General features: G+C 71.6%; 19 protein-coding genes and 1 pseudogene. 9 read left to right on the top strand and 11 right to left on the bottom strand.

All coding sequences use genetic code 11. The annotated features are described in order from the left end of the window. Positions 1-3 precede the first annotated feature (3 nt). A complete protein-coding gene (locus O7635_RS12050; protein ID WP_278080501.1) occupies positions 4-780 on the bottom strand; it encodes an SDR family NAD(P)-dependent oxidoreductase in 777 nt (258 codons plus the stop codon). 101 nt (positions 781-881) lie between these two features. On the opposite strand from O7635_RS12050, the pseudogene mshA reads away from it, so the two are divergent. The 3 genes and pseudogenes from mshA to O7635_RS12035 all read left to right on the top strand — a co-directional run bounded on the left by mshA (position 882) and on the right by O7635_RS12035 (position 3,794). Further along, positions 882-2,295 (top strand): annotated as a pseudogene (gene mshA / locus O7635_RS12045) (D-inositol-3-phosphate glycosyltransferase). Continuing rightward, complete coding sequence (locus O7635_RS12040; RefSeq protein WP_278080499.1) at positions 2,292-2,807, top strand: YbjN domain-containing protein; 516 nt, start codon at positions 2,292-2,294, stop codon at positions 2,805-2,807. The pseudogene mshA and the gene O7635_RS12040 overlap by 4 nt, the downstream one beginning before the upstream one ends. A 249-nt stretch (positions 2,808-3,056) precedes the next feature. After that, positions 3,057-3,794, top strand: coding sequence for a peptidase E (locus tag O7635_RS12035; RefSeq protein WP_278080498.1), 738 nt, complete (start codon positions 3,057-3,059; stop codon positions 3,792-3,794). Here the strand turns inward: O7635_RS12035 and O7635_RS12030 are convergent. From O7635_RS12030 to O7635_RS12010, 5 genes are all read right to left on the bottom strand, one after another. Further along, on the bottom strand, positions 3,791-4,657 hold the full coding sequence (locus O7635_RS12030; RefSeq protein ID WP_278080497.1) for a hypothetical protein: 867 nt from the start codon (positions 4,655-4,657) through the stop codon (positions 3,791-3,793). The two genes, O7635_RS12035 and O7635_RS12030, sit on opposite strands and share 4 nt — an antisense overlap. A 51-nt stretch (positions 4,658-4,708) precedes the next feature. After that, positions 4,709-5,104 (bottom strand): hypothetical protein, encoded by a 396-nt coding sequence (locus O7635_RS12025; protein WP_278080496.1) that lies wholly within the window; start codon positions 5,102-5,104, stop codon positions 4,709-4,711. Positions 5,105-5,184: 80 nt separating this feature from the next. Then, complete coding sequence (locus O7635_RS12020) at positions 5,185-6,360, bottom strand: hypothetical protein (RefSeq protein WP_278080495.1); 1,176 nt, start codon at positions 6,358-6,360, stop codon at positions 5,185-5,187. A gap of 104 nt (positions 6,361-6,464) precedes the next feature. Beyond that, positions 6,465-6,953 (bottom strand): hypothetical protein, encoded by a 489-nt coding sequence (locus O7635_RS12015; protein WP_278080494.1) that lies wholly within the window; start codon positions 6,951-6,953, stop codon positions 6,465-6,467. 72 nt (positions 6,954-7,025) lie between these two features. After that, on the bottom strand, positions 7,026-7,472 hold the full coding sequence (locus O7635_RS12010; RefSeq protein ID WP_278080493.1) for a hypothetical protein: 447 nt from the start codon (positions 7,470-7,472) through the stop codon (positions 7,026-7,028). Between the two features lie 603 nt (positions 7,473-8,075). Between O7635_RS12010 and O7635_RS12005 the strand changes: the two genes are divergently transcribed. Further along, positions 8,076-8,588 (top strand): hypothetical protein, encoded by a 513-nt coding sequence (locus tag O7635_RS12005; RefSeq protein ID WP_278080492.1) that lies wholly within the window; start codon positions 8,076-8,078, stop codon positions 8,586-8,588. Between the two features lie 53 nt (positions 8,589-8,641). Here the strand turns inward: O7635_RS12005 and O7635_RS12000 are convergent, their stop codons facing one another. Next, complete coding sequence (locus O7635_RS12000) at positions 8,642-9,124, bottom strand: GNAT family N-acetyltransferase (RefSeq protein WP_278080491.1); 483 nt, start codon at positions 9,122-9,124, stop codon at positions 8,642-8,644. A gap of 47 nt (positions 9,125-9,171) precedes the next feature. Between O7635_RS12000 and O7635_RS11995 the strand changes: the two genes are divergently transcribed. From O7635_RS11995 to O7635_RS11975, 5 genes are all read left to right on the top strand, one after another. Further along, entirely contained in the window at positions 9,172-9,588 is a 417-nt protein-coding gene (locus O7635_RS11995; protein ID WP_278080490.1) for an MmcQ/YjbR family DNA-binding protein, read from the top strand. 45 nt (positions 9,589-9,633) lie between these two features. After that, the gene (locus O7635_RS11990; RefSeq protein ID WP_278080489.1) at positions 9,634-9,840 is read left to right on the top strand and encodes a hypothetical protein; all 207 of its coding nucleotides are present in this window, start codon (positions 9,634-9,636) and stop codon (positions 9,838-9,840) included. Positions 9,841-10,167: 327 nt separating this feature from the next. Continuing rightward, complete coding sequence (locus O7635_RS11985) at positions 10,168-10,485, top strand: DUF2516 family protein (RefSeq protein WP_278080488.1); 318 nt, start codon at positions 10,168-10,170, stop codon at positions 10,483-10,485. After that, positions 10,482-11,375 (top strand): alpha/beta hydrolase, encoded by an 894-nt coding sequence (locus tag O7635_RS11980; RefSeq protein WP_278080487.1) that lies wholly within the window; start codon positions 10,482-10,484, stop codon positions 11,373-11,375. The genes O7635_RS11985 and O7635_RS11980 overlap by 4 nt, the downstream gene beginning before the upstream one ends. A gap of 11 nt (positions 11,376-11,386) precedes the next feature. Beyond that, positions 11,387-12,124, top strand: coding sequence for an alanyl-tRNA editing protein (locus tag O7635_RS11975; RefSeq protein ID WP_278080486.1), 738 nt, complete (start codon positions 11,387-11,389; stop codon positions 12,122-12,124). Between the two features lie 62 nt (positions 12,125-12,186). Here O7635_RS11975 and O7635_RS11970 read toward each other — a convergent pair whose 3' ends face one another. The 4 genes from O7635_RS11970 to O7635_RS11955 all read right to left on the bottom strand — a co-directional run bounded on the left by O7635_RS11970 (position 12,187) and on the right by O7635_RS11955 (position 15,256). After that, on the bottom strand, positions 12,187-12,747 hold the full coding sequence (locus tag O7635_RS11970) for a hypothetical protein (RefSeq protein WP_278080485.1): 561 nt from the start codon (positions 12,745-12,747) through the stop codon (positions 12,187-12,189). Further along, positions 12,747-13,349, bottom strand: coding sequence for a helix-turn-helix transcriptional regulator (locus tag O7635_RS11965; protein ID WP_278080484.1), 603 nt, complete (start codon positions 13,347-13,349; stop codon positions 12,747-12,749). Before O7635_RS11965 ends, O7635_RS11970 begins: the two co-directional genes overlap by 1 nt. Positions 13,350-13,433: 84 nt before the next feature. Further along, positions 13,434-14,417, bottom strand: coding sequence for an asparaginase (locus O7635_RS11960; RefSeq protein WP_278080483.1), 984 nt, complete (start codon positions 14,415-14,417; stop codon positions 13,434-13,436). Next, positions 14,417-15,256: a 3-keto-5-aminohexanoate cleavage protein gene (locus O7635_RS11955; RefSeq protein ID WP_278080482.1), complete on the bottom strand. Its 840-nt coding sequence runs from the start codon at positions 15,254-15,256 to the stop codon at positions 14,417-14,419. Before O7635_RS11955 ends, O7635_RS11960 begins: the two co-directional genes overlap by 1 nt.

Below are 15,256 nucleotides of genomic sequence, written 5' to 3'. Positions count from 1 at the left end.
TGCTCAGCTCTGCCTCCCGATGGGGCCTTTGGCGACCTTGTGCTGCGCGGCCTGGGCCAGCGGGCGGACCACCAAGCGGTCCACGTTGACGTGCTGCGGCCGGGTCGCGCACCAGGCGATGCAGTCGGCCACGTCGTCGGCGGTCAACGGCATCTCGACACCCTCGTAGACGGCGGCCGCACGGGCCTCGTCGCCGCGGAACCGGACCTTGGCGAACTCGTCGGTGCGCACCATGCCGGGGTCGACCTCGATCACCCGGACCGGCCGCCCCGCCAGCTCGAGCCGCAGCGTGCCGGTCAGCGCGGTCATGCCGTGCTTGGCCGCGCTGTAGCCGCCACCGCCCTCGTAGACGATGAAGCCGGCCGTCGAGCTGACCATCACGATCGTGCCGGCCTCGGACGCCTCCAGCTGCGGCAGCAGGGCCTTGGTGACCCGCAGGGTGCCGAGCACGTTGACCTCGTACATCCACTGCCAGTCGGCGACCGAGCCCTTCTCGACGGGGTCGAGGCCCAGGGCGCCGCCGGCGTTGTTGACGAGCAGGGTGACCGGCTCGGCCAGGTCGGCCACCGCCTCGGCGAGTTCCGCGACCGACTCGTCGGAGGTGACGTCGCACGGCACGGCGACCGCGGCCCCGCCGGCGTCGGTGATTTCTGTCACAAGCTCGTCGAGCCGATCGGCCCGGCGCGCGGCGACGACGACGGTGAACCCTTCGGCGGCCAGGCGGCGGGCGCTGGCAGCCCCGATTCCGCTGGACGCGCCGGTGACGATCGCGATCGGCATGCCGGCAATCCTCTCGCATCGCGTGGCGCGCCTCACTCGCGGATGAAGTCCGTCACGTCTGCGCACCACCCGGTAGGCGTAGCTCGGCGCGGGTAGGGAAGATGACGCCAGGGGGAAAGGTTTGTATATGGGCGCCCGGCAATGAGGGCCCGCGCGGAAGGAGCAGATCTGGTGCAGGCGCCGAATGGCGTCGTCCGGCAGCGAGGACCCCAGCCCTGGCCGCTCCCCCGACGCATCGCCACGCTTTCCGTCCACACGTCGCCGCTCGACCAGCCCGGCACGGGCGACGCGGGCGGGATGAACGTCTACGTGACGGAGGTCGCCCGCCGCCTCGCCGAAGCCGGCGTCGAGACCGAGATCTTCACCCGGGCCACCTCCAGCGACCTGCCGCACACCGTCGAGATGTCGCCCGGCGTGCTCGTCCGGCACGTCATCTCCGGCCCGTTCGAGGGGCTGGCCAAGGAGGACCTGCCGGCGCAGATGTGCGCGTTCGCGACCGGGGTGCTGCGCGCCGAGGCGGCCCACGCGCCCGGCTACTACGACCTGGTGCACTCGCACTACTGGATCTCCGGGCAGGTCGGGTGGCTGGCCCGCGAGCGCTGGGGCGTGCCGCTGGTGCACTCCGCGCACACCCTGGCCAAGGTCAAGAACGCCCAGCTCGCCTCCGGTGACCGGCCCGAGCCGCTGGCCCGGGTGGTCGGTGAGGAGCAGGTGGTCGCCGAGGCCGACCGGCTGGTGGCCAACACGACCTTCGAGGCCCGCGACCTGATCGACCGGTACGGCGCCGACCCCGACCTGGTCAGCGTCGTCGAGCCCGGCGTCGACCTCGACCGCTTCACGCCCGGCGACCAGCTCGCCGCGCGCCGCCGGCTGGGGCTGCCCGAGCGCGGCCACATCGTCGCCTTCGTCGGCCGGATCCAGCCGCTCAAGGCGCCCGACGTGCTGCTCGCCGCGGCCGCCGCGCTGCACGCCCGCGACCCCGAGACCGCCCGCGACCTGACCGTGGTGATCGTCGGCGGGCCCAGCGGCACCGGCCTGGACCGGCCCACCGCGCTCATCGAGCTCGCCGCCTCGCTCGGCATCAGCCACGCGGTGCGCTTCCTGCCGCCGCAGACCGGCAGCGACCTCGCCGACGTCTACCGGGCCGCCGACCTCGTCGCGGTGCCGTCCTACAACGAGTCCTTCGGCCTGGTCGCGCTCGAGGCCCAGGCCTGCGGCACCCCCGTGGTCGCGGCCGCGGTCGGCGGCCTGGTCACCGCCGTCCGCGACGACATCAGCGGCCTGCTGGTCGACGGGCACGACCCCGACGACTGGGCCCGCGCGCTCGGCGGTCTGCTGACCGCGCCCCGCCGCCGGACGCAGCTGTCCGCCGGCGCGGTCGCGCACGCCAGCGAGTTCTCCTGGTCGCGCACGGCGAGCGGGCTGCTGGCGGTTTACGGTGGTGCGGTGACGGAGCATCGGGAGCGGCTGACCGCCCGGCTCGCCGGCGAGGCGGCCGCGCTGGCCGCGTGGTGAGCGGGCCCTCCCCGGCCGAGGTCGCGGCGCTGATCGAGCGGGTCTGCGCCGAACGCGAGCTGGCCGTCGAGTCGACCGGCGACCTGGCCTACGTGGTGACGCTGCCGGGCACCCACAAACTCAAGACGACCTGCAACCTGATCGTCGGCGAGCACTCCTTACGGGTCGAGGCGTTCGTGATGCGCCAGCCCGACGAGCGGCGCGAGGAGCTGTGGGCCTGGCTGCTCCAGCGCAACGCCCGGATGTACGGCGTGGCGTTCTCCATCGACCAGGTCGGTGACGTCTACCTGACAGGCCGCGTCGGGCTGGCCGGCATCACCGAGGACGAGCTCGACCGGCTGCTCGGCTCGGTGCTCACCTACGCCGACGACTCGTTCGACACCATGCTGGAAATCGGCTTCGGCACGGCGATCCGGCGCGAGTGGGAGTGGCGGGTCAAGCGCGGGGAGTCCACCGCGAACCTTCAGGCATTCACGCATCTCTTTCCCACGCCGCCGGCTACTGAGCGGTAAGGACCGATGTGATCGGCGAGACATGCGAACTCGCTTGTTTACCGAGATCGTCGAGAACTACCGTTCTTGTTGGCGCCACGCTCGAGGGGTTCTTGGGGGAGCCGCAGGCCGCGAGGCCAGGCGACGAGCGAACGCGTTGGGGGTGGTGGCCCGCCGTTGGGGGACGGCCGGGCCACCTGAAACCGGCGGAGAGCGGGCGACGCTTACGGGGGTGGGCGTCGTCTGCCCCGCCGGTTGGCCATTTCTGAGATGATCACGACCGTGCCGCGTCCGCCGCAGATCTTCGCCGTCTCACCGACCGCCCGGCCGGCGGGCACACCGCCCGGCCGGCGCAGCGCGTTGCTCGACCACGCGATCTCGCTGGCCGACGTGCCCAAGGCCAAGGTCTGCTTCGTCACCACCGCGGTCGGCGACGACCCGGCCGCCATCGCGAGCCTCTACGCGGTGCTGGCCGGCGCGGACGACGCCGAGGCCAGCCATCTCCAGCTGTTCCCGCAGCCCAATGTCCGCGACGTGCGGTCCTTCCTGCTGTCCCGCGACCTGATCTGGGTCAGCGGCGGCAGCGTGGTCAACCTGCTGGCGGTCTGGCGGGCGCACCGGCTCGACGAGATCATGCGCGAGTGCTGGGAGGCCGGCGTCGTGCTCGGCGGCGGCAGCGCGGGCAGCATCTGCTGGCACGTCGGCGGCACCACCGACTCGTTCTCCGACGACCTCGACCCGGTCACCGACGCGCTGGCCTTCCTCCCCTACAGCAACAGCGTCCACCACGACGCGACCGACCAGCCGCGCCGCGTGCTCTTCCAGCGGCTCGTCGACGACGGCACGCTGCCGCCCGGCTATGCGACCGATGACGCGACGGGCCTGCACTACGTCGGCACCGACCTCGTCGAGGCGGTCACCGCCGCACCGGGCGCGGACGCCTATCACGTCTCGCCGGGCGTGCACCGACCCTTGGGCGCCCGCCGGATCGCCGACCGGCCGATCTAGTCGGTCTGCAGCTCGGGCGTGCCCGGCGACTCGGCCGCGGGTTCCGACTCCTCGAGGCTGCCGTACCTGGCCAGCATCAGGCTCGCCGCCACCGCCAGGGCGAAGCCGACCACCGCGACCGGGATGAAGCCGCGCCGCGTGCTGTCGCCGAGCGCGACCACGCCGACCACCGACGGCAGCACGGTCTCGCCGATCACCAGGCCGGCGGTCACGGTGGTGACCGAGGCCCGCTGCAGGCCGATCGTGTAGAAGACGAACGCCAGACCGCCCGCGACGACCAGCGTGTAGATCTCCGGGCCGCTGAACCAGTCGACGAAGTCGACGTCCGAGATCGACCGCGCGGCCAGCGCCACCACGCCGAAGAACAGGCCACCGACCAGACCGAGGGTCGCCGCCCGCACCGGATCCTTGAGCTTGAGGGCGGCCAGACCCAGCAGGGCCAGCACGGGTACGGCGATGGCCAGGCCGATCCGGAACGTCCAGCCGGGCCGGTCGGCGTTCTCGTGGCCGGCCGAGATGCCGAGCAGGGCGAGACCGACGCAGACGCCGGCGACCGCGAACCACTGCACCGGGCCGAGCCGCAGCTTGAGGATCGGGATGGCGATCACGGCGGTCACCGCGAGGCTGGCGGCGAGCGCGGCCTGGACGACGAAGATCGGGAGGCTGCGCAGGGCGATGAACTGGGCCACGAAGCCGGCGCCGTCGAGGGCGAGGCCGAGCAGATAGGGCCACTGGGCGAAGACCCGGACGAGCGACCGCGCGTCGACGGTGTCGGAGCTCGGCGCCCGGCGGGCGGCCATCGCCTGGAACACCGACGCCGAGCCGTAGCAGATCGCCGAAACGATCGCCAAGACCAGGCCCATGACCATGACCGTACGGGCGGTCGACCGTACGAGTGGGTGGTTTGCCCGGTTTTATCCGTCCGTCTCGGTGCTCGGCTCCTCCGGGGTGGGCTCCGGGTCGCTCGGGCTGGGCTCCGGGCTCGGCGTCTGGTCCTCGGGAAGCACGGTCGGCGGCGTCGTCGGGTGCGGCCGCGGGTCGGCGGTCGTCCGGGGCGCCTCCGGCTCCGGGGTCGGTGTGGCGGCGGCCGAGGCGCTGGCCATCGGCACGATCACCGGCGGTTCGTTGTAGACGTCGTACTGCGCGGCCGGCGAGGGCACCTGCTCGTGCGGTGCCGCGCCCATCGCGCCCGACCCGCCGGGCGGGGTGCCGGTGACCCCGCGCTGGCCGAGCGCCCAGCCGACCGAGACCACGATGGGCAGGCCGAGCCCGAGGATCAGCGCGAGGACCTTTTTCGGGGTGAACTGCACGTTTGGTACACCGGACGGAGCGGGCGCCAGGTTACGGCCGGTGAGTTCCCGGGTCGTCGGTTCTTCACCGGCCGCCTCGCTCATGTCGCGGCGACGAGCACCACGGCGGGCTCGCTGGTCTCACCGGCCGTCGACGGCGTCACCTCGGCGGCCGGCGGCGTGTCGGAGGCCGCCGGGTCGGTCGCCGGCGTCTCCGGCTGTCCCTCGGCCGGGGTCTCGTCGGTGCTGGCCGGCTGGTCGCCGCCGGTCGACTCGGTGGCGCTCGGCGTGTCGTCGGGCGTGGCCGGAGCGGTCGTCGGGTCCGGATCCGGGTCGGGGCCCGGCGCGGTCGCCTCGGGCGTCGCGGGTGGGGTGTCGGCGTCCGCGGTGGGCGGCGTGGTCGGCGCTGCTTCCTGCCTGGGCGGAACCTTGACGGCGCCCAGGGTGACGACGATCCGGCCGTTGATCGCGGCCAGGGTGGCGGTATATGCCACGTCGGCAGGTACCGTCGCCGCCGGCACCGCGAGGGGGCCGAAGACCCGGACGCTGCCGTCGTCGACGGTCAGCACCGCCGGGTCGCCGGCCGTGGCCTGCACGATGACCGGGCGCTTGCCGCCGTCCCAGCCCTCGATGATGGTCTTGGGGTCGATCGGGTCCCCACCCACGTAGGTCAGCGTGTCGTCGGTGCCGAGCACCCCGTCGCCGCCGGGCTGCAGCGTCCACTTGGGCGGCGCGCCGGGCGCGGGTGGCGCGGCGTCGGCCGGGTCGCCCAGCTTGACCACCGCGGGACCGGCCGCCGGGCCTTGCGTCTTGTCGGCCACCGGGTCGGGGATCACCGTCGCCTTACCGTCCTCGGCCACGATCACCGCGTCGCTCTTGGCGCTCTCCGGCCCGGTCCAGCCGCCCTTGACCGGCACGACCGTGTAGCGCCACGAGCCGGTCGGCACGCCCGAGTCGGTGCAGGACTCCTTGGCCACGTTCTCCTCGCAGCTGCCCCGCGGCTGCTGCACGGCGCCGGCCAGGTCGTAGCGCTGGATGCGGTAGCTGTCGACCTTGCGCTCACCGAACGAGTTCGGCTTCCAGGAAACGGTGACCAGGTTGCCGTCGGCGGTGACGGCGGGCTTGTTGCCGGGCGAGAGCGTGGCGGTCTCCGCGGTCAGAACGACCTCGTCGCTCTGCACACGCCAGGCGGCGAGCGCCGCGCCGGCACCCGCCACAACGGCCACGGCCGCGATCCCACCAAGCACGGCGGGAGAGGTGGCAATCAGTTTCTTCACTTGTTCACCTTCATGACTGCACCGATGATCCGGACGGTGGAGGTAGGGCATCCGGATCGGGATCGAACCGGGATCGCGCGGCTGACGGGCGCGCACCGTTGGCGTCATGCCGAGTCCGGCAGGCCCACGCCGGCGAGGGCGAGGGTGATCTCGAAGGACGCGCCCTGGCAGGCTTCCGGCGCGTTGTAGACCATCTCGACCGCGTCCTCGACCACGAACGTCTGGCGGCCGCCGTCGGCCTCGACCCGCTTGGCGATCGGCTTCTTCGTGGCCTTGAGCCGCACGTTGCCGGCCGTGCAACCGGCCTGGGCGTGCGCCTGGTCGACGACGATCTGCGGGTCCTGCGCGAACGACTGCACCTCGACGGCGAACTCGTTCGGGTTGGTCACGCTGACCTCGATGTCCGCCGTGCCGCCCGGGAAGAGGCTCCCGGTCGGCCGGGCCGTCGCCTGCAGGGCGGTCACCTCGGCCGCGGACAGCGTCGCCGTGCCCTGGCCCGTGACCGACCAGGCCGCCCACGCCACGCTGGCGATGCCGGCCACGATGACGGCGACCAGCGTGATGACGGCGGCGCGCTGGGACATGTTGCGCATGGACGCTCCTACGTTCTTTTCTGGCTCGGCGGGCGGCGTGGCCGAACCAGCCACGCCACCCGCCGACGTCGATCAGGCCGCGTTCTGGCCTCGATAGAAAATGACCACCCTGAAGTCGGCGCCCTGGCAGCGCGTCACGCTCTCGTCCATCCGCACGGCGTCGTCGAGGGTGTAGGACTTGCGGCCAGGCTCGACCCGGACGGGACGGTCCGGGAGCTCCACGGTGATCGCGTCACCGCAGCGGGGTCCGGCCTCGGTGCGGACGGTCGCCTCGGCCTCAGTGATAACGACCGGGAACGGGTTCGGGTTGTAGATCTCGACCCGCAGGTCCTTCTCCGCACCCGGGTAGAGGCCGTTGACGTCCCGCGTGTCGACCTCGATCGGCTTGATCGATGCGGCCGAGGCCTCGACGGTGGCCCGGCCGCTGAACTCCCACCACGCCCAAGCGGCACTCGACGCCCCCAGGATGACGGCGGCGGCGATGGCGACGGATGCGGTCCGCTTGGTGAACGTGCGCATGGCGGAATCCCTTTCAAAGGTACGGGCGAAAGCGTTGCTCTTTATGTCGGCGCCGGCCCGGTGGAGGCGGGTCCGGCGCCCGACGACAACTTTGCCGAGATCCCTCATTAACCTCAAGCAAGCAAATGTCCGACCTTTGTTGTGCTGAAATAGCCCAGGTAAAGCCTGACGGCTTAACTCCTTAGAGTGACCCGATATGCCCGTTAAGCCCGTTTCGTGTTGGTTCGGCGCGCTGTAGATAGGCTCTGAACTGCGAAAACGTGGCGCTAGCACACGTGCCAAGCCGACTCGCCGAGGCACCTGACCTGGGGTTTTGCAAAATCGTTCCGATGCTCGGGGACGCTTTATTCATGACCAATAGGCGTGCTCACGACGAGCATTTGTCGCGTTCCAAAGGGGTCACCTATTCGGGGTCATCCGGTCCGCGCATTGCGATCTCTTGTCGGCGAACAACCACAAACCGTGTTCTCTATGCCGCAATCTCGCCGCCTTGGGGCAGAGTTTCCTACGTCGCCGCAGCCGGTCGAAAACACCTGGTTTGTCCGCGACACCCGCCATGAAGTTTCGCCGGCCCGGACGCCGGCACGCACTAGGAGACCTCCCTTGCAGAAGCGTTCGAAGCGAGTCCTCGCTGCCACCCTCGCCGCCGCCGGCGTCTTCGCCGCAGGCGGTGTCGCTTACGCGTTCAGCGATTTCTTCACCACCGGCCCAGTCGAAGGCGCCGCAGCCCAGATGGAGCCGCTGACCGTCGGGACGGTGACCATCGACTACGCCAACGAGGAAACTCAGCTGTGGTCGGGCGACAACCACAAGGCAAGCATCATCATCCCGGTGACGAATGAGAACGAGGTTGGCGTGACGGTCACTAGCGCCGACGTCGTCAACACTCTTCTCTCCATCGGCGGAGGGACGACTTGCGCGGAAGCCCTGAACCTGGCTGAACCGATCGTTATCGACAACGGCTCGGGCGGCAGCACTGGCAGCATCTCGATCCCGAAGGACGGCACTGCAACCATTCGCGTGCTGGACGCGGTTTGGCTCGATGGCACTGCCCCTGACAGTTGCCAGGGCCGGGCAATCACGACCAAGTGGAAGGTCACCGCAAACTCGCAGTGATCTCGGCGAGTTCGGCGCCCCGCATCTCTTCGGAGGTGCGGGGCGCTTCGTTGTTAGGCGACCGGCTTCACGTAGCGATGGCAGGGGACCGGGAGTGGGCCGTCGGCTGTTTGGGCTGGGTAGTCGAAGAGGCCCGCGTCCGACCAGCCGCTGCGTTCGTAGAAGTGGCGGGCTCGGGCGTTGCCGGGGGCTACCGCCAGCCAGGCCTCGCCGTAGCCCTCTGCCGCCACCAGACGCTCGGCCTCCGCCAGCAAGACAGCGGCGACGCCGGAGCCGCGGTGGGCGGATGACACGTACACCTGCTCGACCTCGTCCTCGACCACCATCACGAAGCCGGCCACCGCCTCACCGACCACGGCGACCGTCGTGTGCGGGAGGCCGTCGACCGTCCGGGACCGGAAGGACTCGGGCGTCCGGATCGCGACCAGCGCGTCGGGGACGTTGCCGAGGTGGCCGTCGGCCCAGCCGCTTCGCCAGATGTCGGCGATGGCGTCGGCGTCCGCGTCGGTTGCCGGGCGCAGGGTCACCTGGGGCATGGGCCGAAGGCTACGGAAGTGTCGGACCCCGGCGCTACGGTCTTTCCGTGTCCGAGCCCGGCGACGTGCCGCCCGCCATCCTTGACCGGCTGAGCCGGATCTGTCTCGCGCTGCCCGAGACCTACGAGGAGGATGCCTGGGTCGGCGTCCGGTGGCGGGTCCGCAAGCGCACCATCGCCCACGTGCTCACGGTCGACCCGGAGCGGCGGCCGGCCTACGCGCGGGCGGTCGGGGCCACCAGCCACCTGGTCGTGATGACCTTCCGGGCGCCCGACGACGAGGTCGGCGCCTTCTCGGTCGGCGAGCCTCCTTATTTCAAGGCCGACTGGGGGCACAACGTGGTCGGCCTGGTGTTCGGCCCGCGCACCGACTGGGCTGAGGTGGCGGAGCTGCTGACCGAGAGCTACCGCATCATGGCGCCGAAGAAGCTGGCGGCGCTGCTTCCCGACCCGGCGGCCGGATAGCGCGATTCACGCCCGCCCGCCAACCGCCCGCGCGATGATCTGGGCATGGCGAACTCGTGGATTCCGGTGATCGGCGGGCCGCAGGACGGCACCCAGGTCGAGGTACCGATCACCGACGGCCTGCCGCCCAGCCCCCTGACCCACGAATGGCGCTGGACCGGCCCCGACGGCGACGTCAAGGTCACCGAGACCTACGTGGCCGACGACGCCCCCGGCAGTGACCCGCCCTGGCGCTACATCCCGGAGCACTGAGCCGCCGGCCCGGCGACGCGCCACCGCGAGCCGAGGCCGCCACCGCGCCGCGCCTGAGCCGTCATGGCCGGCCCAGCCCCACTGACTGACGCGCCGCGCCCCAAGCCGGAGCTTTCGAGCAGCCCTGACGTCCTTGCTCTGCAGCCACATACGCAACACCTCGGCGCACCTCCGTTGCGTATGTGGCTGCAGAGCAAAGCCTGCGGACAACCCACCGCGGCGGAGGACCGACGCGCCGCCGACCGGCCGCCCGGTCCCCCAGATCCCCGGAATGCGCACGCCCGGCTCCGGCTCCCGGAACGGTGGCGCGGAAGTACTCTTGTCTCCATGCCCACGAGCGCGCCAATCTTCTACGACGATGTCCTGAGCGGCGTCGGCATATTGATCATGGTTCTTTCGCTGGTGTTGATCGGCGTCGCCTTCGTGCACTGCCTCACCCAGCGCACCGACGCGTTCCCGGCGATCGGGTCCCTGCCCAAGGGTGGCTGGCTGGCGATCCTGGGCATCTGCCTCCTCCTCTCCCTGCTGCCGTCGTTCGGCACGTTCAGCCTCTTCCGGCTGATCGGCATCGGAGCGGCCCTCGTCTACCTGCTCGACGTGCGTGTCGGGCTCAAGGACCTGACTGACGGCAAAGGCTTCTGGTGAGGGATTTCCGCTGGCCTCCACCCCCCGACGGTGGCCCGCGGACCTACGGACCCGGCCCGAGCGCCCCGCGCAGCGGGCGCCCCACGCTGCCCGAGCCGGAAACGGAGCTGGTCACCACGCCGCACGGCGTCAGACTCGAGCGCCTGATCACCGGCACCGGCACCCCGACGACCGTGTTCGCGCACGGCCTGGCGAGTGGCATCGCGGTGACGCGCCCGATGGGCAGCGCGGTCGACGGTCGCAAGGTGTTCTTCCAGTTCCGCGGCCACGGCCGCTCCGACTCACCACCCGGACCCTGGTCGTACGCCGATCTGGCCCGTGACCTGCGCGCCGTCGCCGACCTGTCCGGGGCGACCCGCGCGGTGGGGATCAGCCTCGGCGCCGGCGCGCTGACCCGGCTCGTCGCCGACAACCCCGACCGGTTCGAACGGCTCGTCTTCTTCCTGCCCGCGGTGCTCGACCTGCCGCGCCCGGCCGCCGTCAAGGCTCGCCTCGCCGCCCTGGCCACCGCCATCGAGGCCGGCGACGTCGCCGCGGTCGCCGACGCGATCTCGGTCGAGTTCCCGCCGACGCTGCGCGGCACCCCGGCCGTCTGGGCCTACCTGCGGCAGCGGATCGACCAGCTCATGCGCGACGGGCTCGCCGGCGACCTGGCCTCGCTGGCCGACCGCCACCCGGTCGCCGACCTCACCCCGCTGCACAGCGTCACCGCCCGCGCCCTGGTGATCGCCTGCGCCGGCGACGAGGTGCACCCGGTCGCGGTCGCGGAACGGCTGGCGCAGGCGCTGCCGAACGCGACGCTGCACGTCTACGACCGGCCCGGGGTGGTCTGGACCGACCGCACCGACCTGCGCGCCCGCATCTCCGGCTTCCTCAACGCGCCGGAGTAGTCTGCCCGGTCATGGGCGTTTCCGAGCATGGCCGCACACACCGTCTCGACCTGATCGACCCGACGCTGCGCGAGTGGGAGTGCACGGTGCTGCACTCGTCGCCCGACGACGGCATCGTCCTGGACCGCTCGGCCTTCTACCCGGGTGGCGGCGGCCAGCCGCCGGACCACGGCACGCTGCTCTGGCAGGGCACGCAGACCCGGATCGTCGGCACGCACAAGGGTGACGACCTCTACCTGCTCCCCGCCGAGGGCGACCCGCTGCCACCGGTCGGCACCGCGGTCACCGGCGCCGTCGAGGACGACCGCCGGACCATGCTGATGCGCACCCACTCCGGCCTGCACGTGCTCTGCGGCGTCGTGTTCCGCGACTTCGGGGCGCTCGTGACCGGCGGCAACATGGAGCCCGGCGAGGCGCGGATGGACTTCAACCTGCCGGTCGTACCGCAGGACTTCAAGGCCAGGCTCGAAGAGCTGGTCAACACCGAGGTGACCGCGGACCGGGCGGTGGCGGTCAAGGTGCTGCCCCGCGACGAGGCGCTGGCACTGCCGGACATCATCCGCACGCAGTCCAACCTGATCCCGGCCGACGAGCAGGAGATCCGCATCGTCGACATCGTGGGCCTCGACGTGCAGGCCGACGGCGGCACCCACGTCGCCTCGACCCGGCAGATCGGCCGCGTCCAGGTGGTCAAGGTCGAGAGCAAGGGCAAGGCGAACCGGCGGGTACGGGTCCGGATCGTCGACTGAAGCAGCGCGTACGCGAAAGGGGACCGACCAGATCCGGTCGGTCCCCTTTTCCGACGTGCCGCTTACTTGGCGGCGGTCTTCTTCGGCGCGGTGTTGCTGTTGTTGCTGGCGGCCGTCTTCTTGGCGACCTGCTTGGTCTCGGCGGCGCCCAGGCTGCCGTGGCCGTTGCTCTCCGCCTTCGGCGCGATCGGCTTCTCGGTCTCGTTCATGTCGGCCTGCACGGTGTCGGCGGCCTCCACGATGCCGGTGCCGACGACCTTCTCGCCGCGCGCGACGAGATCGCCGTAGAACTTGATCGCCCGGTCCTGCAGGTCCTGCGCGGTGACGATGAACTGGCCGGCGTTGCGCATGGCCAGGTCACGCAGGCGGTCGACGTCGAGGTCCTCGCGGCGCAGCTTGACCGCGCGCTCGTTGGCCTGCCGGTAGGCCTTGCTGGCCCGGTCCCGCAGCTCGGTGGTCGTGGTGATCACCTGCTGGCGCAGCTCCGCGCCGTTGTTGGCGGCCTTGTCGCTCAGGTCGTTGGCGTACGTCGGCAGCTTGAGCAGCTGGCGGTAGGCCATCTCCCCGGCGCCGGCGGCCGCGTACAACGGAGCCGGGATACGGGTCGTCTTCGGCTGGGACATCAGTTCTCCTCCTCGGCGGCCCTCGGCGCCGCCTTCTTCACGGCCTTCTTGGCCGTCTTCTTGACCACCGGCTTGGCGGTCTCCGCCGCCGGTGTTGGGGTGGCTTCTGCGTCGCCGGGCCAGCCGGTCGGGGCCTGCGTGGGCCCACCGGCGGCTCGACCGGCCGCGGCCGCGGCGGCGTCGGCGGCACGCGCGGCCTGGGCGGCCGCCTCGCTCGCGGCTTCGGCCTGCTTGGCCGACTCCGCCTCCGCCTCGGCGTGCCGCGCGTTCTCGCGGCGGAACGTCTCGTAGATCTGGCTGAGCGACTGCTTCTGGGCGATCGTCAGGTCGGAGTCGGCGGCGATGGCGGTGAGCACGCCGTGGCCTTCCTTCTCCTCGAGCAGGCCGGCCCGCAGGTACATCACCGGCGTCGACACCCGCAGGGCGTTGGCGAGCTGCTGCAACACCTCGGCGCTGGGCTTGCGCAGCCCGCGCTCGACCTGGCTCAGGTAGGGGTTGCTGACGCCGGCCTGCTCGGCGAGCTGGCGGAGCGAGATCTGCGCGTTGCGGCGCAGATCGCGGATGAACGCCCCCACGTCGCGGGGCAGATCCTTCGAGGGCATGCGGACGACGTTAGCTCCGCTTGCTAGCTCCTGCAAGCGAAACGCTAACGGGAGTTAGCAGTGCCACAATGTCGCGAAACCGACCTACCAGAGGCTCTTGAGCTCTCCGACCGGTTCGCCACCGCCCAGCACGGGCACCTCGGCGGCCTGCTCGAGCGCCTCACCGGTCACACCGATGCGGCGCAGCGCGGACACCAGCACCGGCCGGTTGCCGCGGTGGGCGCCGTCGTCCATCTTGATCGCGACCGCGCCGGCGCCCGGCACGGCGACCGCCATGACGCCTTCGGCGCCGGCCTTGACCAGCATCCCGGGTACGGCGGTCATCAGCTGATGTTCGGTCGTCCTCCGGCCGGACACGAGCTCGGGATGGGCCCGCATGGCGTCGGCGACCGCCCGCTGGTGGTCGCGCGGCAGATCCGCGACCGGCCGCTCGGCGTCGCTCTCCACCATCCGCCCGAACGCCCGGGCCAACCCGGTCAGCGACATGCCCAGCAGCGGCGCGCCGCAGCCGTCGACGGCCGTGGCCACGATCTCCTCGCCCGCGACGTCGGCCACCGCGGCAGTGATCGCCCGCTGCAGCGGGTGCTCGGGCTGCAGGTAGCCCTCCGTCGGCCAGCCGGCCGCCACGCAGGTCAGCAGCATCCCGGTGTGCTTGCCGGAGCAGTTCATCTGGATCCGCTCCGGCCCGCCACCGGCCCGGATCACGTCGGCCGCGGCGGCCGGGTCCAGCGGCATGTCGGGCGGGCAGCGCAGCGCTGACTCGTCGAGCCCGGCCGAGCGCAGCATCGCCCGGGCCCGGGCGACGTGGAAGTCCTGACCCCAGTGGCTGGCGCAGACCAGCGCGAGATCGGCCGGGTCGGTCAGGCGCAGCCCCGCGCGCAGCATGCCGACCGCCTGCATCGGCTTGTTGGACGACCGCGGGAACATCGGCGACTCGACGTCACCGGTGGCGGCGACCGTGCGGCCGGCCGGGTCGAGCACCACCGCGGAACCGTGGTGGTAACCCTCCGGGAAGCCGGATCGGATCACCTCGACCAGGCGTACGCCGCCTTCGTAGAACTTGCCCATCAGCGGTTGGTCTCCAGCCCGAGCAGCTCACGGGCGTCGAGCGGGGTCATCGGCGGGCGCTGGGCCAGCTGCGCGAAACCGACCGCGCGGGCCACGAGCTGCATGTTGGACTCGACCGGCCGGCCCTTGGCGTAGGTGACGGTGTCTTCCATGCCGACCCGCAGGTGACCGCCGGCCGACAGCGACGCGAGCATGACCGGGATCGTGGTGCGGCCGATGCCGGTGGCCGAGAACGTGGTGCCCGCCGGCAGGTTGCGCAGCTCGTTGACGCAGGCGACCAGGGCCGCCGTGGTGCCCGGCATGCCGCCCGGCACGCCCATCACGAAGTCGACGTGCACGTGCCCGCCGGCCGGCAGACCGTGCTTGGCCAGCAGCCGCTCCAGGGCGGCGAGGTGGCCGAGGTCGAAGATCTCGTACTCGGGGACGATCCCGCGCTCCTGCATGCGGGTGTGCAGCTCGACGACGAACTCCCAGCGGTTGAGGAAGACGTCGTTACCGAAGTTGACCGTGCCCATCGTGCAGGAGGCCATGTCGGGGGCGGCGTCGAGCACGCGCAGCCGGTCGGCCTCGGGGTCGGTGACCGCCCCGCCGCTGGAGAGCTGGACGACCAGGTCGGTCGACTCGCGGAGCGCGACCACGGTCTCGCGCAGGCGGCCCAGGTCGAGCGTCGGCTCGGCCTGCCCGTCGCGGATGTGCACGTGGATCACCGACGCGCCCAGGGCGGCGCACTCCTTCGCGGTCACCACCAGCTCGTCGAGCGTGACCGGCAGGGCGGGCACGTCGGACTTGGCCGACTCGGCCCCCGTCGGCGCCACCGTGATCAACGTCGTTGTTGTCAT

The organism is Asanoa sp. WMMD1127 (genome assembly GCF_029626225.1).
GTDB lineage: Bacteria > Actinomycetota > Actinomycetes > Mycobacteriales > Micromonosporaceae > Asanoa.
The sequence above is the reverse complement of the archived record's forward strand: the minus strand, read 5'-3'. Positions and strand labels throughout refer to the sequence as shown.